The organism is Ruegeria sp. CF8, from assembly GCF_056537285.1.
On record NZ_JBQFRG010000003.1, the window covers coordinates 1 to 18,264 of the forward strand.

General features: G+C 55.3%; 21 protein-coding genes. 6 read left to right on the plus strand and 15 right to left on the minus strand.

Features of this window, described 5'->3' with window-relative positions; translation table 11 throughout:
- Positions 1–208 precede the first annotated feature (208 nt).
- On the plus strand, positions 209–976 hold the full coding sequence (locus ACR0EV_RS07805; protein WP_480799587.1) for an SDR family oxidoreductase: 768 nt from the start codon (positions 209–211) through the stop codon (positions 974–976).
- Here the strand turns inward: ACR0EV_RS07805 and ACR0EV_RS07810 are convergent.
- Both ACR0EV_RS07810 and ACR0EV_RS07815 read right to left on the minus strand, forming a co-directional pair.
- Positions 973–1,842: an acyl-CoA thioesterase gene (locus ACR0EV_RS07810; RefSeq protein ID WP_480799588.1), complete on the minus strand. Its 870-nt coding sequence runs from the start codon at positions 1,840–1,842 to the stop codon at positions 973–975. The two genes, ACR0EV_RS07805 and ACR0EV_RS07810, sit on opposite strands and share 4 nt — an antisense overlap.
- A gap of 52 nt (positions 1,843–1,894) precedes the next feature.
- Positions 1,895–3,127: a serine hydrolase domain-containing protein gene (locus ACR0EV_RS07815; RefSeq protein ID WP_480799589.1), complete on the minus strand. Its 1,233-nt coding sequence runs from the start codon at positions 3,125–3,127 to the stop codon at positions 1,895–1,897.
- Between the two features lie 196 nt (positions 3,128–3,323).
- Here ACR0EV_RS07815 and ACR0EV_RS07820 point away from each other — a divergent pair, with 196 nt between their 5' ends.
- A complete protein-coding gene (locus ACR0EV_RS07820) occupies positions 3,324–3,935 on the plus strand; it encodes a DsbA family protein (RefSeq protein ID WP_480799590.1) in 612 nt (203 codons plus the stop codon).
- 18 nt (positions 3,936–3,953) lie between these two features.
- Here the strand turns inward: ACR0EV_RS07820 and ACR0EV_RS07825 are convergent, their stop codons facing one another.
- Positions 3,954–4,988: a phosphotransferase family protein gene (locus ACR0EV_RS07825; protein WP_480799591.1), complete on the minus strand. Its 1,035-nt coding sequence runs from the start codon at positions 4,986–4,988 to the stop codon at positions 3,954–3,956.
- A 14-nt stretch (positions 4,989–5,002) separates the two neighbouring features.
- Positions 5,003–5,821, minus strand: coding sequence for an SDR family oxidoreductase (locus ACR0EV_RS07830; RefSeq protein ID WP_480799592.1), 819 nt, complete (start codon positions 5,819–5,821; stop codon positions 5,003–5,005).
- Positions 5,822–5,970: 149 nt separating this feature from the next.
- Here ACR0EV_RS07830 and ACR0EV_RS07835 point away from each other — a divergent pair, with 149 nt between their 5' ends.
- The 3 genes from ACR0EV_RS07835 (at position 5,971) to ACR0EV_RS07845 (ending at position 8,297) form a co-directional block, all read left to right on the plus strand.
- Positions 5,971–6,966 carry an NADPH:quinone oxidoreductase family protein gene (locus tag ACR0EV_RS07835; protein WP_480799593.1) on the plus strand — a complete coding sequence of 332 codons (996 nt, stop codon included), beginning with the start codon at positions 5,971–5,973 and terminating at the stop codon, positions 6,964–6,966.
- Positions 6,967–7,095: 129 nt separating this feature from the next.
- A complete protein-coding gene (aroQ, locus tag ACR0EV_RS07840; protein WP_480799594.1) occupies positions 7,096–7,545 on the plus strand; it encodes a type II 3-dehydroquinate dehydratase in 450 nt (149 codons plus the stop codon).
- Entirely contained in the window at positions 7,542–8,297 is a 756-nt protein-coding gene (locus tag ACR0EV_RS07845; RefSeq protein WP_480799595.1) for an autoinducer binding domain-containing protein, read from the plus strand. The genes aroQ and ACR0EV_RS07845 overlap by 4 nt, the downstream gene beginning before the upstream one ends.
- Before the next feature lie 380 nt (positions 8,298–8,677).
- On the opposite strand, the gene tsf is transcribed toward ACR0EV_RS07845, so the two are convergent.
- From tsf to ACR0EV_RS07870, 5 genes are all read right to left on the minus strand, one after another.
- Entirely contained in the window at positions 8,678–9,553 is an 876-nt protein-coding gene (gene tsf, locus ACR0EV_RS07850) for a translation elongation factor Ts (protein WP_480799596.1), read from the minus strand.
- Between the two features lie 76 nt (positions 9,554–9,629).
- A complete protein-coding gene (gene rpsB, locus ACR0EV_RS07855; protein WP_480799597.1) occupies positions 9,630–10,421 on the minus strand; it encodes a 30S ribosomal protein S2 in 792 nt (263 codons plus the stop codon).
- A gap of 166 nt (positions 10,422–10,587) precedes the next feature.
- A complete protein-coding gene (olsA, locus tag ACR0EV_RS07860; RefSeq protein WP_480799598.1) occupies positions 10,588–11,424 on the minus strand; it encodes a lyso-ornithine lipid O-acyltransferase in 837 nt (278 codons plus the stop codon).
- A gap of 5 nt (positions 11,425–11,429) precedes the next feature.
- Positions 11,430–12,185, minus strand: coding sequence for an L-ornithine N(alpha)-acyltransferase (gene olsB / locus ACR0EV_RS07865; protein WP_480799599.1), 756 nt, complete (start codon positions 12,183–12,185; stop codon positions 11,430–11,432).
- A 104-nt stretch (positions 12,186–12,289) separates the two neighbouring features.
- Entirely contained in the window at positions 12,290–12,472 is a 183-nt protein-coding gene (locus ACR0EV_RS07870) for a DUF3553 domain-containing protein (RefSeq protein ID WP_050602459.1), read from the minus strand.
- Positions 12,473–12,515: 43 nt separating this feature from the next.
- Between ACR0EV_RS07870 and ACR0EV_RS07875 the strand changes: the two genes are divergently transcribed.
- Positions 12,516–13,112: a histidine phosphotransferase family protein gene (locus tag ACR0EV_RS07875; protein WP_480799600.1), complete on the plus strand. Its 597-nt coding sequence runs from the start codon at positions 12,516–12,518 to the stop codon at positions 13,110–13,112.
- On the opposite strand, the gene ACR0EV_RS07880 is transcribed toward ACR0EV_RS07875, so the two are convergent.
- The 6 genes from ACR0EV_RS07880 to ACR0EV_RS07905 are packed head-to-tail and all read right to left on the minus strand — an operon-like array spanning position 13,109 to position 18,213.
- Positions 13,109–14,371, minus strand: a complete 1,263-nt coding sequence (locus ACR0EV_RS07880) for a glutamate-5-semialdehyde dehydrogenase (protein ID WP_480799601.1) — start codon at positions 14,369–14,371, stop codon at positions 13,109–13,111. The genes ACR0EV_RS07875 and ACR0EV_RS07880 overlap by 4 nt on opposite strands.
- A gap of 33 nt (positions 14,372–14,404) precedes the next feature.
- On the minus strand, positions 14,405–15,511 hold the full coding sequence (gene proB / locus ACR0EV_RS07885) for a glutamate 5-kinase (protein ID WP_480799602.1): 1,107 nt from the start codon (positions 15,509–15,511) through the stop codon (positions 14,405–14,407).
- Positions 15,499–16,533, minus strand: a complete 1,035-nt coding sequence (obgE, locus tag ACR0EV_RS07890; protein WP_171090079.1) for a GTPase ObgE — start codon at positions 16,531–16,533, stop codon at positions 15,499–15,501. The genes proB and obgE overlap by 13 nt, the downstream gene beginning before the upstream one ends.
- 38 nt (positions 16,534–16,571) lie before the next feature.
- Entirely contained in the window at positions 16,572–17,108 is a 537-nt protein-coding gene (locus ACR0EV_RS07895; protein WP_475194949.1) for a GNAT family N-acetyltransferase, read from the minus strand.
- A complete protein-coding gene (locus tag ACR0EV_RS07900) occupies positions 17,105–17,713 on the minus strand; it encodes a LysE family translocator (protein WP_480799603.1) in 609 nt (202 codons plus the stop codon). The genes ACR0EV_RS07895 and ACR0EV_RS07900 overlap by 4 nt, the downstream gene beginning before the upstream one ends.
- Positions 17,710–18,213 carry a GNAT family N-acetyltransferase gene (locus ACR0EV_RS07905; protein ID WP_480799604.1) on the minus strand — a complete coding sequence of 168 codons (504 nt, stop codon included), beginning with the start codon at positions 18,211–18,213 and terminating at the stop codon, positions 17,710–17,712. Before ACR0EV_RS07905 ends, ACR0EV_RS07900 begins: the two co-directional genes overlap by 4 nt.
- Between the last annotated feature and the right edge of the window lie 51 nt (positions 18,214–18,264).

The window sequence follows — 18,264 nt, forward strand, 5'->3', positions numbered from 1 at the left end:
CGTGCAGATCTAATTCCGTGTGTGCCATTTTCCGTTCTCCTTGCTTTTCAGCAAGATAGGGGAATTGTCGCAACGCAGTTTAGAATGTGCCCAGGTAAGATCAATATATCGTGTAATTTGTATTATGGTTAGTTTTTAGAAGTAGCTTGTCTAACGTTAGCCACACGTTCACTGTTTCTGTACTGCTTCTAGGCGCTTAGGAATGTAAATGAACCTTAAAGACAAAACAGTTGTTGTAACAGGCGCCGCGCATGGCATTGGTCGTGGATTGGTCGAACGGTTTGCGCATGAAGGCGCGCGTGTTGTGTGTTCGGACATAAACCAAGACGGCGCGCAATCTCTGGCCGCTCAGATAAATGGGCATGCGTTTGCCTGTGATGTCTCCAGCGAGGATCAAATCAAGGCGTTGATCGACTTTGCCGAAGACACAGTCGGCCCAATCGATTTGTTCTGCGCAAACGCCGGAGTTTTGACACTCGGTGGAATCGAAACTGCGGATGAAGACTGGGACCGAATCTGGAAAATCAACGTGATGTCACATGTTTGGACAGCTCGGCATCTGGTTCCCCTCATGATTGCGCGCGGCGGCGGATATATACTGACGACCGCCTCAGCTGCCGGTTTGTTAAACCAACCAGGCGCGGCACCATACGCTGTTAGTAAACACGCTGCGGTTGGATTTGCAGAATGGCTTGCGCTGACATACGGATCACAGGGTTTAAATGTCTCGGTTTTGTGCCCGCAAGCGGTCCGTTCGAAGATGACCGAAGGACATGAAGTCTCGGTGGCGTCCATCGACGGAATGCTGGAACCGACTGACGTTGCCGAAGCCTGCGTCAAAGCCATACAAGCCGAACAGTTTCTTGTACTGCCGCATCAACAAGTTCTGGATTACATGCGGCTCAAAACTGCGGACTATGACAGGTGGCTATCCGGAATGTCTAAGTTACATCAGAAGTTTAATAGCCAATCTTAGCGTTTTAGATGAGCCTTGCGCATCAACCCTTCCTGAGCGACAGATGCCACCAAAGTACCATCTTCAGAGTAGATTGAGCCTCGATTAAAACTGCGTCCCTGCCCTGTCCAAGGCGAGTCCATCACATAGAGGTGCCAATTCTGAAACTGAACAGGTGCATGGAACCAAAGCGTGTGGTCAAGGCTCGCGCCATTGAATTCGCCGCTAAACCAACTCAGGCCATGGGGACGCAAGCCTGAAGACATGAGGTTCATGTCCGAGGCATAGGCCAGCAAAAGATGCTGCGTTTTCGCATGGGCTGAAGCCGCTGCAGACATCCGAAACCAGGTCTGGTTCCGGTCGTCAGAAACTTTTGGAGCAAACGGATCCAAAGGATCCACATCGCGCACCTCGATCGGGCGTTCACGCAGTAACTCACCGCGCAAGCGCTCGGGCACACGGTCAACATAGGATTGCCGCAGCTCGGAGCGGGACGGGTAGTTCTCGGGCGCCTTCACGGATGGCATTGAATGCTGGTGATCCCAGCCTTCGTCCTGAACATGGAAAGATGCAGACATGTTCAGAATTTGTTTTCCGTGCTGAATGGCAACCACGCGACGCGTCGTAAAAGAACCTCCGTCTCGCGCTCTATCAACCTGATAAATAACGGGCTTTTCAGGATCTCCCGGACGAATGAAATACGCATGGAGAGAATGGCACAAGCGGTCTTCAACTGTCCGATACGCAGCGGCCAACGCCTGTGCAATAACCTGTCCGCCAAAGATACGAGTCGGCGTTTCACCACCCGAACCCGTGCCGCGAAACAAATCAACTTCCAGTCGTTCAATATCCAGAAGATCCAGTAAGACACGTTCCGCTTCGGTCATCTCAAGCTCGTACAGTTAGGTAATCGCGCCTTGGGTACCAGCCCGGTTGAGATCATTCAATCATGGCCGCATGAACCAGCGCCTTTAGCTCGGCACGGGATGGGTATGAGCTGGATGGCGACAACTGGGTGAAGAAAACGGCCGTCAGGTCGTTCTGCCAATCGATCCAGAAATAGGTCGAAGCCATGCCGCCCCAACTGAAATCCCCAATCGAACCGGGCACCCGCACACGTCCGGGATTCAATACAACTGACCCCGCAAGGCCAAAACCCATCCCTTCCATTGGTTGTTCGGCAAAACTTTTCGGCCCCATCGAGGCGATGTCCCCCGGCAAATGATTGCGCATCATGAACTCGACGGTCCTTGGCCCAAGCAGGCGCATTCCGTTTCCAAAGCCGCGATTGCGCAGCATTTCTGCAAACTTAGCGTAGTCATCAAGCGTCGAGATCAGCCCGCCACCGCCTGAAAAGGTCGTGGTTTCGGTGAACGGTGATCTGGCGCAACTGTCGACCAGTCGCAGGCTGTCATCGCCTTGATTGGCTGAGTTCAGCGCCATGGCGTCCCCTGCCAGCGGTGTGTAGAGCGATGCAAATCGGTCCCCTGCCCCAGATGGCACCAAAAAGCCAGTCTCGCACATGCCCAACGGTTCAAAAATATGCTCTTGAAAGAACTGCGCTAGCATCTGGCCAGAGACAACCTCGATCACCCGGCCCAGAACATCGGTGCCGACCGAATATTCCCAGCGGACACCCGGTTGAAATGCGAGCGGAAGACCGGCCAAATCTTGCACGCGATCTGCCAGAAGTCCTTGATTTGGTTTGAACATGAGATCTTGCTCATCCATGGCTTCGGGCAGAATTCCAGGGTTGAACGGATAGCTAAAGCCGCTGGTATGCGTCAGCAACTGATGCAGAGTTGGCGTTGGCGCATCTTCGGTCTGATTTATGGATTTTGCTTCTGGAACAAGCGCTCGCATCTCTTTGAATTCAGGTAGGAAGTCGGACAGTGGCGCGTCCAAATGAAACAGACCGCGTTCAACCATCATCATCAGGGCAACGGATGTGATCGGCTTTGTCATCGAATAGATGCGCACCAACGTATCGCGCTCAAATGGCAGATCGTTTTCCACTGACCTGAGACCACTTGCATGAAAGAACGCTTCGGACCCGTTTTGGCGAAGTAAAAAAGATGATCCTGCGTACTTCCGTTGCTCGACATAGCTGTCCATCCAGACCCGAATTCGATCCAGGCGCGACTGATCAAACATCACTGGCTGTTGAGGCATAGGACCCTCTTTCATCCGGTTTTCTTCTTTGAGTGTGTCGGTTTGAAGCCTGAGTTAACAGCGAAAATTTAACTTATCCATGGTTTCGCCTCAGACGACTCAAGCTTGCCCTGCATTGAAGTGTTAGACTGCGGCTATCTCGGATTCGCAGTGTGATGACCCGAACAGAGCTCTTAAACGGAAGGAAGGGATAATAATGACGCAAAGCATCGATTTCGTTTACGACTTTTGCAGCCCAAATGCCTTTCTGGCTCACAAGGTGTTGCCAGATCTGGCCGCGCAACACGATGTTGAGATAAATTACGTTCCTGTTCTTCTACCGATCGTCTTCAAGGCGACCCATAACCAAAGCCCATTTCAAGCGTTTTCAGAAAACCGCCAGAAAACAGCCTATTTGACTCATGATCTTCACCGCTTTGCACGGCGACGCGGTTTGAGTTTTCACATGAGTCCGCATTTCCCCATGAACACCAAATTCGCAATGCGCGGAGCTCATTTTGCCAAAGGTAAATCCTGGGAAACCAAGTACATAAACGCGATATTTGATGCGATTTGGGTACATGGGCAAAAGGTCGACGAACTGGCGGTTCTTGTCGACATCCTGCACGAAAACGAATTGCCTGTGCGCAAAATCCGTGAAGCCATGACCGGCCCCGAAGTCAAACAAGACCTGAAAGATCAAACTAAGGCCAACGTTCGCCGCGGCGTTTTTGGTGTGCCTACTCTGTTCGTCGGGTCCGAGATGTTTTTTGGCAAGAACAGCCTGCCGAACGTAAAGGTAGAGTTAGAGCGAACACAAAGCGATTGATTCCTGAGGCCTACACAATCAACTGAATGTTCTGCGCAGCGCCTCTAGCCCGTGCCGCGCAAACAATGGAACATAAGCACCATATGCCTTGGCCCGTTCCGGATCCGAGGCATTTCCATCCAAAGCGCGCTTGTAAACGCCCTGCAAAATGCCTGCCATACGAAAGAAGTTGAAAGCCAGGTAGAACCCGAAGTTGTCAATGCCCTGCAAACCCCGTCGCTTGCAATATTGGGCAACAAAGGCCTGATCACTGGGCAGACCCAGGCTGGCGCGGTCGATCCCCGCCAGACCGCGTCCCTGTTTTCCCGGCGGCAGCTGCCATTGCATGATTACGGCGGCCAGATCCGCATACGGATGACCAATCGTTGACAATTCCCAATCCAACACTCCGATGCAGTCCGTGCCGTCCGGCGCGAACATCAGGTTGTCGATGCGATAATCCCCGTGCACCAAAGTGCGCTGCCCATCATCCGCGGGAACCGAGCGTTCAAGTTCGGTTGCCAAAGCATCCATGTCTTCAATCACAGACGTTTCGGACGCGCGATATTGCTTGGTCCAACGCGATATCTGCCTCTCGTAGTAGTTACCAACAGGTCCAAAATCGGACAGACCGACAGCATCGATGTCGACCATATGCAAACCGGCAAGCACCCGGTTCATTTCATTCAACACAGCAGTGCGCGTTTCATTGCTTTCGCCTTTCAGGGTTGGTTCGGGAAAGACCCTGCCGTGCAAACGTTCCATCACGTAAAACGCTGAACCGACTACAGTATCATCCTCGCACAACAGGAACATTTCAGGCACCGGAACCTGACTGCCTGACAGCGCGCGTTGCACTCTGAACTCGCGATCGACGGCATGGGCAGATTTCAGCAGCACACCCGGGGGTTTACGCCGCAGTACATAAGTGGTTTCGGGCGTTCGAAGCTCAAATGTCGGGTTGGACTGCCCAACCGTGAATTTGGTTGCTTCCAACGGACCTTTGTATCCTGAAAGATGCGCGCTGAGATACGTATCCACAGCAGCCAGATCGAGATTGGTGTCATTGCTCATGGCTTATCTTCCGATCAAAAAGCTTCTGCAAAAATATTACCTGCAGTCACCACATTGATCCCGCCGGAAACCGGAATTACGGCTCCGGTCACATAGCTGCCGCCCCGGCCGCACAAAAACAGCATGCACCCTGCAATGTCCTCTTCACGTCCAACCCGGCCCAGAGGGACTGATTTGCCAACTTTGTCCCGGGTGGTCTCATCCGCTGTGGCAAACGCCGTCATCCGGGATACAAACGGCCCCGGTGCCAGTGCATTGACCGTAATGTGGTACGGAGAAAGCTCTTTAGCCATGATCTTTGTGAGATGCAGAACCGCAGCTTTAGACGCCGAATAGCTATAGGCCCCGTCCCCCATGGGCACTTCACCCATTACAGACCCCACATTGACAACACGGGCGGGATCGTCAGCGGTTCCCGACTGCATGAGCATAGGCAAAAGCCTTTGGGTCAGCTCGAATATCCCCGTCACGTTGACAGACATCACTTTGTCCCAGGCGTCGTAAGGAAACTGCCCCAGTGGCGCGCCCCACGACACGCCCGAGTTATTCATAAGAATATCAAGAGTTTCTGTTCGCTTCTGAATGTCAGATACAAGGCTGGCTATACCTGCCTCGCTGCCTATGTCACCGGTAAAGCCCTCGGCATGCCCTGGCGCATCCAGTGCGTTCAGCTCCGCTGCAACCTCAGCACAGGCGTCCCCTTTGCGCGAGGCAATCAAAACGCGCGCGCCTGCTCGCACAAGCGCCTCGGCCGCCATTCGCCCGATGCCTGTTGCGCCACCTGTGACAAGTGCGGTTTTGCCCTCAAGCGAAAATAGGGTGTTTGGCGTCATTCTGGTGCTCCTCACTCTCGTTGATGCCTGTCAGAGCTTGCCCTGTTCCACCTGTTACCGTTACGGCAGGCGGCCGTCGTTCACGTTGACAAACTTTAAAGCGGCACCAAAACTTCCCAATGACACGTTACAGGCAGAACAGAGGTTGTATGCAAGCATTACTCAGCGTCGCACCGGGCGGGCCCGAAACACTGGAGCTTACCACCCTGCCCGACCCTCAGCCCGGTAAAGGCCAGCTTTTGGTTGCTGTTAAAGCTGCGGGTGTGAACTTTCCGGATACGTTGATCATCCGCGACCTGTATCAGATTAAACCGCCGCGCCCCTTTGCCCCAGGTGGCGAAATTGCAGGCGAAGTACTGGCGTTGGGCGAAAACGTGACTGGTTTTGAGGTTGGCGATCGCATCCTTGCTCTGACGGGGCATGATGGCTTTGCGACCCACGCGACGCTCCGGGCGGACACTGCCATCAAGATACCTGAGACAATGCCATATGAAGACGCTGCTTGTTTCATTTTCACCTATGGAACCTCCTATCACGCGCTTGAAGACAGGGCTGACCTAAAGACCGGCGAAACACTATTGGTGTTAGGCGCAGCCGGTGGCGTTGGATCTGCTGCCATTGAACTTGGCAAAGCCATGGGTGCTAAAGTGATCGCGGGCGTTTCATCGGCTGAAAAGGCCGCGTTTTGCCGCCAGATTGGAGCAGATGAGGTCGTCATCTATCCGCACGATTTGGACAAAGACGCGCAAAAGGCTTTTTCTGCCGAGGTCAAGAAAATCGCGGGACCCAACGGGGTGGATGTCGTTTATGACGCGGTGGGTGGTGCTCTGGCCGAACCATCCTTGCGCTGTATGGCGTGGAACGGGCGCTATCTTGTGGTTGGATTTCCGGCAGGCATTCCCAAAATCCCCTTAAATCTGCCTTTGTTGAAGGGATGCCAGATCGTCGGTGTCTTTTGGGGTGCGTCCGTTTACCGCGACCCCAAGGGTCACGCTCGGAACATTTCAGATCTGTTCGCCCTTCATGCCTCTGGGCAAGTAAAACCCCATATCAGCGCCCGGTTTCCCCTGGCACGTGCCTCCGAAGCACTTGAGCAGATGTCACAACGATCTGTCCTTGGAAAACTGGTCATAACGATGGAATGAGCTAAACACGAAAACATAGGTTCTCGACGCGTTTTGCACTAAAGCCGCAGGCGCAGATTTGTTGTGTGAAGCTAGGTAGACAACCCGGCCTTTAGATGTCTATGAACCACTAATGGGGATTGTGAAGACATGCATAAAGTACTGGTATTAAACGGCCCAAACCTCAACTTGCTTGGCACACGTCAGCCTGAGGTCTACGGCAGCACAACTCTGCATATGATCGAAGAACAATGCGTGCAGCATGGCGCGTCTGTTGGGTTGGATGTCACCCATCTGCAATCCAACCACGAGGGCGTATTGTTGGACGCAATCCATGCCGCGCGTGGCGTGCAATCAGGCCTTGTTCTGAACGCCGGTGCCTTTACCCACACATCGATTGCGTTGATGGACGCAATTGCCTCGGTCGACTTACCGTTGGTCGAAGTACATCTTTCCAATATTCATGCCCGCGAACCGTTCCGGCACAAATCGTATATCGCGCCGGTCGCCGTGGGTCAGATCTGTGGCTTCGGTGCGCAAAGTTACATTCTGGCTCTGGATGCTCTGGCCGCGTATTTGAAAGCAGGTGACGCGGCATGACATTAAAGGAATACCTACGATACGTCAGCTACACCAAGACCATGGAAGACCTGTGGGATGCGCATTGTCGTCAAATGCGTAAATACGGATTCGATCGCCTGATCTATGGATATACGGTCTATAGAACGGCGACGTCTTTGGGCGACCCCGAAGACTTTGTAATTCTGACAAACCATAAGCGCGCTTATGTGGACGGGTTCTTGAAGGGCGGCCTTTATTTTCATGCCCCCATGTTGAAATGGGCATTGGACAATGAAGGCGCTGCCAGCTGGAAAATGATTCAAGACATGAACTCCAGCGGAACTTTGACGAACGAAGAACGCAAAGTGTTCGAGTTTAACAAGTCGATGGGTGTAGTGGCTGGCTATACGGTCAGTTTCAACTCTGTCTCCATGCGATCCAAAGGTGCGATTTCACTTTCGGCTCAAAACGGGATGAGCCAGGAAGAGATCGACGCAGTCTGGCAAGAGCATGGCGAAGACATTCTGTTGATGAACAATGTCGCGCATCTGAAAATTCTCACTTTGCCCTTCAACCCGCCAAACCGTGCTTTGACGAAACGGCAGCGAGAAGCTTTGCAATGGGTTGGCGACGGTAAAACCACGCAAGACATCGCTCTGCTCATGGGGCTGACCTCTGCCACTGTGGAAAAGCACCTGCGACTCGCGCGCGAGTCGTTGTCAGTCGAAACAACGGCGCAAGCCGTTCTCAAGGCGTCACTACACAATCAGATGTTCATAATGGAAGCCTGACCGCTAGATTTTGACGCTATCCCGCGTCAGTTTACCCTAGGTAAGGAAATCACTACTTTTCAAATCCGGCGTAAAAGTTGCAAAGTGAGAGTGTTCCGTGAGTGGTGGCTTTAGCCAGGGAACATTCGGTTGGATCTTTGCAATTTCAGAGCTCTCCAGCCACTCTGACGAGGGGGCGCCTATTTGTCCGCGTACCTGTGTCGGAATTTTGGGGGGCCCCGACCATCCCCATCAAGCGGGGCCCTCCATTTCATCCTCAGACAACAAAAAAGCACACGTTCAACGCGATTTTTTTGCGCGAAAAAAAAGGGCTACGCACAGCGTAACCCTTTCGTTTTGCAGAGATAAGGCCCCAAGCGGAGCCTTTCCCAATACCTTTTTTAGCCCTGAGCGGCTTTGGCAACCTCGGCTGCGAAGTCTTCTTTTTCGACAACGATGCCTTCACCAACTTCCAAACGGATAAAGCCGGTGATGGTTGCGCCTGCTTCTTTTGCCGCTGCTTCAACGGTCAGGTCAGGTTTCACAACGAACGACTGGTTCAGCAGAGTCGATTCGGCCACGAATTTCTTCATACGGCCTTCGATCATCTTCTCGATCACCTGCTCCGGTTTGCCGGATTCACGGGCGATGTCCATCTGAACCTGCTTTTCCTTCTCGACAACAGCCGGATCCATGTCGGCTTCCGACAGAGCAGCGGGGTTCACAGCTGCGATGTGCATCGCAACCTGCTTGCCGATGGCTTCGTCGCCGCCTGACAGCGCAACCAGAACGCCGATTTTGCCCATGCCGTTGGTGGCCGCATTGTGGACATAGGACACTACAGTGTCGCCCGACAGTTTGGACATACGGCGGACCGACATGTTTTCGCCAATGGTGGCGATCTTGTCGGTGATGGTGTCTGCAACGGATTTACCACCCAGATCAGCAGCCAGCAGAGCTTCGACATTGTCGACGCCTTCAGCAGCGTAGGTGATCTTGCCAACCATTTCCTGGAACTCAGCGTTCTTCGCAACAAAGTCGGTTTCCGAGTTCACTTCGACAGCAACACCGTTGCCACCGTTCACGTGAACTGCAACCAGACCTTCAGCTGCGGTACGGCCCGATTTCTTGGCCGCTTTGGCCAGGCCCTTGGTGCGCAGCCAGTCAACGGCTTCGTCCATGTTGCCGCCGGTTTCGGTCAGCGCTTTTTTTGCGTCCATCATGCCTGCGCCGGTCGAGTCGCGCAGTTCTTTAACCATTGCTGCTGTGATTGCCATCTTTTGGCTCTCCTCAATTCAAACGGAATTGGGGCAGGTCTACCCTGCCCCATATGTCAATTACGTGACGGGCAGCTTACGCTTCAGCAGGTGTTTCTGCTTCGGCAGGCGCTTCTTCAGCAACGGCTTCTTCAACCGGTGCTTCTTCGAAGGCACCCAGATCAACGCCTGCAGCACCCATCTGAGCGGTCATACCGTCCAGAGCGGCACGTGCGGCCAGGTCGCAATACAGCGAGATTGCGCGCGCTGCGTCGTCGTTGCCGGGGATGATGTAGTCAACACCATCGGGCGAGCAGTTGGTGTCGACAACAGCCACAACCGGGATACCCAGCTTGTTGGCTTCGGCGATGGCCAGTGCTTCTTTTTTGACGTCGATGACGAACAGCAGGTCAGGAACGCCGCCCATCTCACGGATACCGCCCAACGAAGCTTGCAGCTTGGCCTGGTCACGTTCCATGCCCAGACGTTCTTTCTTGGTCAGGCCTTCGGCGCCCGATTCCATGGCTTCGTCGATCTGGTTCAGACGGTTGATCGACTGGGAAACGGTTTTCCAGTTGGTCAGCGTGCCGCCCAGCCAGCGGTGGTTCATGTAGTACTGAGCCGACTTTTCAGCCGCTTCAGCGATCGGGCCAGCGGCCTGACGCTTGGTGCCTACGAACAGAACACGGCCACCTTTGGCAACGGTGTCACGAACAGCCTGCAGAGCCTGATCCAGCATCGGAACGGTCTGGGTCAGGTCCATGATGTGGATGCCATTGCGCGAGCCGTAGATGAACGGGCCCATGCGGGGATTCCAACGCTGTGTCTGGTGACCAAAGTGAACGCCAGCTTCCAGCAGCTGACGCATGGTGAACTCGGGAAGAGCCATGCTATTTTCCTTTTCCGGTTTACGCCTGGGCGGGGGTGAAAGAAGCGGATGCTCCAACCGGCGGTCTTGATGAGGATGTCTCCCTCAAAAAGCCCAAACCCCGCCTGCGGGTTTGAATGGCGCGCGTATACGGCAGGTTTTGATGCAGTGCAAGGGCCAATCGCCCTTATTTTTCAAGCAAAGCCAATGCATGGGCGTGCCTGACCGCCTCTTCGCAATAAGCCGCAAGTGTCTTGCGGTTTTCAAAGTCACTGACCTTTGCCGGAGCGTGATAAATCAGCTCAACCGATCCCTGTCTGCGCGCGCCGAGCGTCTTGAGAAGATGCGGGCCGAACTCCATATCGCCCCACCAGCCGTAGAACCGTTTGGGCTGCCCTTTGGGCGCGTGAAAGACGACCGAGACAGGCTGGATGTACATAAAATCGCGCAGCTCATCTGCAAAGAACGCGGCGAAAAGCGTTGTTTTAAAAGGTAAAACACGCAAACCGTCGGTCGACGTTCCCTCGGGAAAGAACAACAGCTTGTGACCTGCTTTCAGACGTGTCTCGAATACTTTGGTCTGTTCTTTGGCTTTTGCACGATCCCGTTGAATGAACACGGTGCCGGTAGCACGCGCCAACCATCCGATTCCTGGCCATTTTGCAACCTCGGCCTTCGAGACAAAATAGACCCTTTTACGCGCGTTCAAGGCGAAAACGTCCAGCCAAGAGGTGTGGTTCGCCACCACGGCCCCCTGCTCTTTCATCAACACGCCAGAGGTGCGGAACCCCATACCAAGAACGCGAAATGCATTCCTGCACACAAATTGCGTGATGAACGGCGTAACGGGCCTGCGAACCCCGCATAACGGGTACTCAACCATTCGCACGGCCAAAAGCACGATCAAGCCACCAAAGACCAGCAGGGCCAGGGGCAGCCCTCGAAGGATGACCAGCAGCCATCCAATCAATCCAAGATCAATCGGATCGGGCTCATCCTCACTGTTCCAAAGCGGATCGTTCACAGATGTCAGGCCCCGCTGTAGATACGGCGCTGTCGGTCGTTCATACGCGCAGTGTCGAGGATCAGGCACACATCGGTGGTGTTGAACTTATGATCGATAAACGCGCCTTCGCCCACGAAACCACCGAGCCGAAGGTAGGCTTTGATCAATGCGGGCACCTGAACCATGGCCGAACGCCGATCCAGCGCGGCCTTTGCGACCAGATCCATGGATTGAAACACTTCAGGCTGCGCCCGCACCCGTAGATCTTCCGGCGCCAGATGGTTGTGATGCAACATCGACAAAGGTTGCGCCAATGCACTGACATCCGTGCCGTGAAAGCTTGCGACCCCGAACAGCACCTCGATCTCACGTTCAGTGACATAAGCTGCCAGCCCGTTCCAAAGATGATACATGGCGGTGCCGCCGCGATAATTGGGATGCACACAGGACCGACCAAGCTCTAACAGCTTGCGGCCGCTGTTCTTCAACACGGTCAGATCGTATTCATCTTCGGAATAGAATTGGCCCACTTCCGCTGCACGTTCACCCGGTAACATCCTGTAAACGCCAATTATTTCACCCGTGCCGTCGTCATAGGCCAACATGTGATCAAAATAGGGATCAAACCGGTCTTTCTCTAACCCCGCCTCGTGATCCACCAAGTCGCCACCACCACCGAGTTCACGCACAAAGACGTCATAACGCAGACGTTGCGCAGCCTGCAGCTCTGCCTCGGTTTCGGCCAGCTTGACGGTAAAGGATGGGCCTGTATCCGGCATAATAGATGCGTCCGTTTTTCTTTTCGCCGCTGATACCGCAGTTGGCCAATCGAAGGCAACAACTGGCGGTTTGGTCAGAGTTGTTAACTTTTCCTAAACCAGTTTCACGGATCAAAGACCGGCATCAGGGCGATGCGCGTTCCGTCGATTACCACTTTCCCCTGCTCGCGAAAGTTTACGGTGATCTTGCCTGCGATGTTGGATTGAACCTGTCCAACGCCCCATTCGGGAAAATCCGGGTGGCGGACAAACATGCCCGGTGCAAGAATGGCATTCATGTCTGTCATGCGGGACTCCTGGATCCGGTGGCAGATACAGCAGGAGGTACGCATGGGCGCTTCGGACGTCAACCTGGCCGAGTTGATCGGCTCTCGGATCTGCCATGATCTGATCAGCCCAATCGGGGCCATCACCAACGGGCTTGAGCTGTTGGATATGGTTGGCGCTGTTCAAGGTCCCGAGATGGAGCTGATCTCGGGCAGTGTTGGCAGTGCGGGAGCGCGTATTCGCTTTTTCCGGGTGGCGTTCGGGTCAGCCAGCGACCAACCACTTGGGCGGGCCGAAATCACCGAACTGCTGAATGACGTCGAACGTGCTGGGCGTGTACGGGTCAACTGGTACCTGACCGAGCCTGTTCCGCGCAATCAGGTCAAACTGGCCTTTTTGGCATTGATGTGCTGCGAAAGTGCGATGCCATTGGGGGGCACCGTCGACATCACAAGTCAGAGCACGAACTGGATTGTGACCGGCTCGGCAGACAAGCTGAACGTGGACAGCGACTTGTGGAAACACGTGGTCACAGGACGTTTTCCGAACAAACTGACACCCGCGCAGGTACAGTTTGCCTTGTTGCCGGAAACAGCCAAGGCGATTGGACGGCGCGTCGCGGTAGAAACCACCGCAACGCGCGTTTCGCTCAGGTTCTAAGCTCGGGTTGTTCCGTCCCCACGGACCAGATACTTGAAACTGGTCAGTTGCGCCGCACCCACGGGGCCGCGCGCGTGCATCTTGCCCGTGGCGATCCCGATTTCCGCGCCCATACCGAACTCACCGCCATCTGCAAACTGGGTGGAGGCATTGTGCATCAGGATAGCACTGTCGAGACGTTCAAAGAATCGGGCCGCCGCCGCATCGTCTTCGGTCATGATGCAATCGGTGTGGTTAGACCCAAATTGCTGGATATGCGCGATCGCCGCGTCAATATCCTCAACGGGTTTCGCTGCGATGACGCTATCAAGGAATTCCTTTCCCCAATCCTCTGACGTCGCGGCCTGTGCACCTTCGACTGCCAAAGCACCTGCGGCGTGAACCTCAACACCTGCGGCCAGCAGAGCCTCGATCACACTGCGCCCCAGTGTTTCAACGACATCCTGATGAATAAGCAAACATTCGGCGGCCCCGCAGATACCTGTGCGGCGGGTCTTTGCGTTAAGCACGACATCGAGCGTCTTTTGCGGATCAGCAGCTTTGTCGATGTAGATATGAACAATTCCTTCCAGATGAGCAAAGACCGGCACACGTGCCTCGCGCTGCACCAGACCCACCAGCCCCTTGCCACCACGCGGAACGATGACATCGACATAGTCGGTTAGGGTCAATAACTCCTGCACCGCTGCGCGATCCCGAGTGGGCACCAATTGAATTGCATCCTCAGGCAGGTTGGCCGCTTTCAAACCTTCGACTAGGCATTCATGGATTGCAGCTGAGGAGTGAAAGCTCTCGGACCCACCCCGCAAGATGACGGCATTGCCGGACTTCAGGCACAGTGCACCGGCATCAGCGGTCACGTTAGGCCGGCTCTCATAAATCACGCCAATGACGCCCAAAGGCGTACGGACCCGCTGAATCTTCAATCCAGTGGGGCGCTCCCATTCGGCCAGAACCTCACCCACCGGGTCTGCCTGATCGGCCACAGTGCGCAGCCCATCGACCATGCCCTGAATGCGAGGCTCATCCAGCATCAGCCGATCCATCATCGCCGGGCTCAGGCCCTTGTCACGGCCAAATTCCAGGTCTTTTTGGTTCGCTTCGATGATTTTTTCACGATTGGCCCAAACCGCATCCGCAGCGGCAATCAATGCAGCGTGTTTGCGCTCAGCGCTTGCAAACGCCAGATCACGCGAGGCCTCTTTGGCGCGTTTCCCAAGATCGGCCATCAGAGCGGGAATGCTGTCGAAATCTTTCATGTCGCGTGCCTTTCTGGTCGTCTTTTACAGTGCTTACAGGGCCAGATCATCCCGATGGATCAAGGCTGCGCGGCCAGGGTAGCCCAGCGTTGCCTCAATTTCAGAAGATTTGCGCCCTTTGATCGCGTCCGCCTCTTGCGCGGTGTATCGGCTGATGCCCTGAGCCAGACGCCGTGCTTTGGCGTCAAGAACGGCGACAGGATCGCCGCGCCCAAAGTCCCCAGTCACTTCGACTATACCCGCAGGCAGCAAGCTTTTGCCATTGGCCAGAGCATTGGCGGCCCCGTCATCCACGGTGATCTCTCCGCGTGGTTTCATCGCAGATATCCAGCGTTTGCGGGCGGCGTGCGGGTCCAGCGTGGCCGTAAACCAGGTTGAGTTCGCGCCGTTTTCCAGCGATTTCAGCGGGTTCAACACCGACCCTTCAGTAATTGCCATCGCGCAGCCACCAGCCGTGGCCATCTTGGCAGCCAGCAGTTTTGTCTTCATCCCACCTTTGGACAGGCCCGAACCTGCATCACCCGCCATGGCCTCGATCTCGGGTGTGATCCGATCAATGGTTTCGAACCGGGTGGCTGTGGTGTCCTCGTTCGGATTACCGGAATAGAACCCATCCACATCGGACAGCAGGATCAGTTGATCGGCCCCGACCGTTACAGCAATCTGCGCGGCCAGACGATCATTGTCGCCATATCGGATCTCGTCCGTGGCAACCGTGTCATTTTCGTTCACAATCGGAACAACCCCAAGACCCAACAAAGTTTCCAGAGTGGCCCGTGAGTTCAAATAACGGCGGCGGTCCTCACTGTCTTCCAGCGTCACCAGTACCTGTGCCGTGGTTATCTGGTGCGGAGTCAAAGCCTCTTCATAGGCCCGCGCCAGACGGATCTGTCCCACTGCAGCGGCGGCTTGTGATTTTTCCAAAGGCAAAGCCGCCGTCGGCAACCGTAATACACCGCGGCCCAACGCGATTGACCCGGAAGAGACCAAAATAACATCTGTCCCCTGCCCCTTAAGCCAGGCGACGTCCTGCGCCAACGAGGTCAACCAGTCCGACCGAAGCAAACCGGTGTCGCGATTCACCAGCAAGGCGGATCCGATTTTCACCACCAGACGGCGGGCAGAGGTCAGGGCTGCCAAGGCTGAGCCTCCTCAGCGGGTTTATGGCGCACGCGATTGTCGTCGATCTGCGCCCGCAACGCGCGCAGAACCTCGGTCACACCCAGATGGGCCACACCCGACATGGTCATGACGGGGCCGCCCACGGCTTCCTCCAGTTCAGCTTTGGTCAATTCCCGCTCTTCGTCATCCAGCGCGTCGACCTTGTTCAGAACGGTGATCCGAGGTTTTTCAGCAAGTTCACCGCCATAGGCTTCAAGCTCGTGAATAATTGTCCGGTAATCTTCGGCAACTGACTCAGAGGTGCCATCAACCAGATGCAAAAGCACGGCACAGCGTTCAACGTGGCCAAGGAACCGGTCCCCGATACCGCGCCCTTCATGTGCGCCTTCGATCAGGCCGGGAATGTCGGCAACTACGAATTCAACGTTGTCGACTCCCACGACGCCCAGATTGGGGTGCAACGTGGTGAAGGGATAATCCGCAATCTTTGGGCGCGCGTTCGATGTGGCCGCCAGAAAGGTCGACTTACCCGCATTGGGCATTCCCAGTAGCCCCACATCCGCGATCAGCTTAAGCCGCAGCCAGATGGTCCGGTCGATCCCCGCCTGCCCGGGATTGGCCCGGCGCGGTGCCTGATTGGTCGCAGATTTGAAGTGCAAGTTTCCAAACCCGCCATTGCCGCCCTTGGCCAGCAGCACGCGCTGTCCAACCTCAGTCAGATCGCAGATGACGGTTTCTTCGTCTTCATCCAGAATTTCAGTACCTACAGGCACGCGCAGAACGATATCGTCGCCGTCCTTACCGGTACGCTGTTGGCCCCGGCCCGGTTGACCGTTCTTGGCAAAGAAATGCTGCTGATAGCGAAAGTCGATCAGGGTATTCAGCCCGTCCACAACTTCGGCCCAGACAGACCCGCCTTTGCCGCCGTCCCCGCCATCGGGTCCGCCATATTCAATGTACTTTTCGCGTCGGAAGCTGACGCAGCCGCTACCTCCGGCCCCGGACCGGATGTAGACCTTTGCAAGATCGAGAAATTTCATGGTCTGTCCCCTACTGCAAAGGCCCCATCGGCCACAAGTCAGAGTTTTTTACTGTAAGTCCAGGTGGGCACATTCGCATCGCGCGCCACCGAATAGCTTTCCGCATCCCCCAGATACTGGAACCCGCAATGGGTCAGCACCCGCGCCGAGGCGGGGTTGTCCTGAAACACACTGGCAAACATGGTCGCGTTCTTTAGCGGGTTGGCATTGACCAATGCTTCAACGGCCAAAGACGCAATACCTGTGTTCCAATAAATCGGTGCAACCCAATATCCGACCTCGGACTGATTCCGATCCAGTCGTTTCAGTGTGATCAGACCAATTAGTTCCGGGCCACCGTCCTTGATTGCATCCATCACCCAAACATCTTCGTCCCGGTCTTCTGCCATCGAACGGGTGACAAAAGCCTCGGTCGAGCCGGGCGCCAGCGGGTGCGCGATGCTTGTGGTCATGCGCGCCACGCGCTCGTCCCCCGCGTAATGCTCGATCAGTCCCATATCCGACCGACGCAATGGGCGCAGATCGAACCGCTCGGTTTCTATGACCGGCTGATTTATTATTGCTTCAAGTTTCATTGGTGTGTTCCTCCTCCGAACAACACAAAAAGGACGGACGCAACCGTAAGCCCGGCCAACGTCCACATTAGATATTTTTCCGCAGGGCGACCTTCAACCGCATGGGCAATTCTATCGCCTGCGAAGGTCCAGATCGGGTGCAAAACAACCTGGCAGATGAACAAACAAAGAGCGATCGTGAACGTAGCGTCCAAACTGGACGTGCCAGCCGCGACGAAACCGGTAAACCCGGCAATGATCATGGCCCAGGCTTTGGGGTTCAGCGGATGCACGATCAGTCCGGCCCAGAAACCCGGCACCGAACCACCTACCCCGTCACGCGACAAGCGAAGGTTGGCGATCTTCCAGGCCAACCAGCACACATAACCAGCAGAGGCGTATTTCAGCGCAGAAAACACAAATGGCGCTTGTTCGGCCATCTGCATCAGACCAAAGCCCACAGGCCAGATAATCAACTGTTTGCCCAGAACGACACCTACAACAAACGGCAGGGCCGCCCGGAAGCCATAGCGCGCACCTGTTCCCAGCAGGACCATATTGGCCGGTCCCGGCGTGCCGACCTGCGAGGCGGCAAAGATCAGGAAGCTGGTGGTTGCGACGGTCATTGCGTCGCCTCCCAACGCTTGCGGGTCAGATACATTCTGCGCACGGAATGCCGTTTACCGGTCGCTCGGCAGCTTGCCCGTTCCAGCGATCCTGCGCTGAACCCCAACTTGCTGAGAACGCGATGTGACGCTTGGTTTCCAACAAAATAACCGCTTTTCAAACGCGCGTGACCATTTGCGAAATGGTGGGTGATTATAGCCTTCGCGGACTCGGTTACGATGCCCTGACCCCAATGTTCACGACCGATCCAGTAGCCCAGCTCTCGTGCCGTGCCGATACAGCCTACAAATTCGGAGCTGCGGAAAATAAGGAATGCGTTCCCCCGTTTCCCTCGATTCCGCCCGATGAATTCCCTCGCATCTTTACGGGTATAGGGGTACGGCGCGCGGGTCAGCCAACGCGACACAGCAAGATCATTCATTGCCCGCGCCACAGCCGGTGCGTCGCCCATCTGAGGGCGGCACAGGGTAAGGCGCTGGGTTTTGATCACGTCTGTCATTGGACTGGGCCTAAAACGAAAAAGGGACCGGCATTTTCTGCCGGTCCCCCA

What these genes read in the sequence shown, in the direction of transcription:
- ACR0EV_RS07805 (WP_480799587.1), top strand. Translation starts at nt 209, where the DNA reads ATGAACCTTAAAGACAAAACAGTTGTTGTAACAGGCGCCGCGCATGGC.
- ACR0EV_RS07810 (WP_480799588.1), bottom strand. Translation starts at nt 1,842, where the DNA reads ATGACCGAAGCGGAACGTGTCTTACTGGATCTTCTGGATATTGAACGA.
- ACR0EV_RS07815 (WP_480799589.1), bottom strand. Translation starts at nt 3,127, where the DNA reads ATGCCTCAACAGCCAGTGATGTTTGATCAGTCGCGCCTGGATCGAATT.
- ACR0EV_RS07820 (WP_480799590.1), top strand. Translation starts at nt 3,324, where the DNA reads ATGACGCAAAGCATCGATTTCGTTTACGACTTTTGCAGCCCAAATGCC.
- ACR0EV_RS07825 (WP_480799591.1), bottom strand. Translation starts at nt 4,988, where the DNA reads ATGAGCAATGACACCAATCTCGATCTGGCTGCTGTGGATACGTATCTC.
- ACR0EV_RS07830 (WP_480799592.1), bottom strand. Translation starts at nt 5,821, where the DNA reads ATGACGCCAAACACCCTATTTTCGCTTGAGGGCAAAACCGCACTTGTC.
- ACR0EV_RS07835 (WP_480799593.1), top strand. Translation starts at nt 5,971, where the DNA reads ATGCAAGCATTACTCAGCGTCGCACCGGGCGGGCCCGAAACACTGGAG.
- aroQ (WP_480799594.1), top strand. Translation starts at nt 7,096, where the DNA reads ATGCATAAAGTACTGGTATTAAACGGCCCAAACCTCAACTTGCTTGGC.
- ACR0EV_RS07845 (WP_480799595.1), top strand. Translation starts at nt 7,542, where the DNA reads ATGACATTAAAGGAATACCTACGATACGTCAGCTACACCAAGACCATG.
- tsf (WP_480799596.1), bottom strand. Translation starts at nt 9,553, where the DNA reads ATGGCAATCACAGCAGCAATGGTTAAAGAACTGCGCGACTCGACCGGC.
- rpsB (WP_480799597.1), bottom strand. Translation starts at nt 10,421, where the DNA reads ATGGCTCTTCCCGAGTTCACCATGCGTCAGCTGCTGGAAGCTGGCGTT.
- olsB (WP_480799599.1), bottom strand. Translation starts at nt 12,185, where the DNA reads ATGCCGGATACAGGCCCATCCTTTACCGTCAAGCTGGCCGAAACCGAG.
- ACR0EV_RS07870 (WP_050602459.1), bottom strand. Translation starts at nt 12,472, where the DNA reads ATGACAGACATGAATGCCATTCTTGCACCGGGCATGTTTGTCCGCCAC.
- ACR0EV_RS07875 (WP_480799600.1), top strand. Translation starts at nt 12,516, where the DNA reads ATGGGCGCTTCGGACGTCAACCTGGCCGAGTTGATCGGCTCTCGGATC.
- ACR0EV_RS07880 (WP_480799601.1), bottom strand. Translation starts at nt 14,371, where the DNA reads ATGAAAGATTTCGACAGCATTCCCGCTCTGATGGCCGATCTTGGGAAA.
- obgE (WP_171090079.1), bottom strand. Translation starts at nt 16,533, where the DNA reads ATGAAATTTCTCGATCTTGCAAAGGTCTACATCCGGTCCGGGGCCGGA.
- ACR0EV_RS07895 (WP_475194949.1), bottom strand. Translation starts at nt 17,108, where the DNA reads ATGAAACTTGAAGCAATAATAAATCAGCCGGTCATAGAAACCGAGCGG.
- ACR0EV_RS07900 (WP_480799603.1), bottom strand. Translation starts at nt 17,713, where the DNA reads ATGACCGTCGCAACCACCAGCTTCCTGATCTTTGCCGCCTCGCAGGTC.
- ACR0EV_RS07905 (WP_480799604.1), bottom strand. Translation starts at nt 18,213, where the DNA reads ATGACAGACGTGATCAAAACCCAGCGCCTTACCCTGTGCCGCCCTCAG.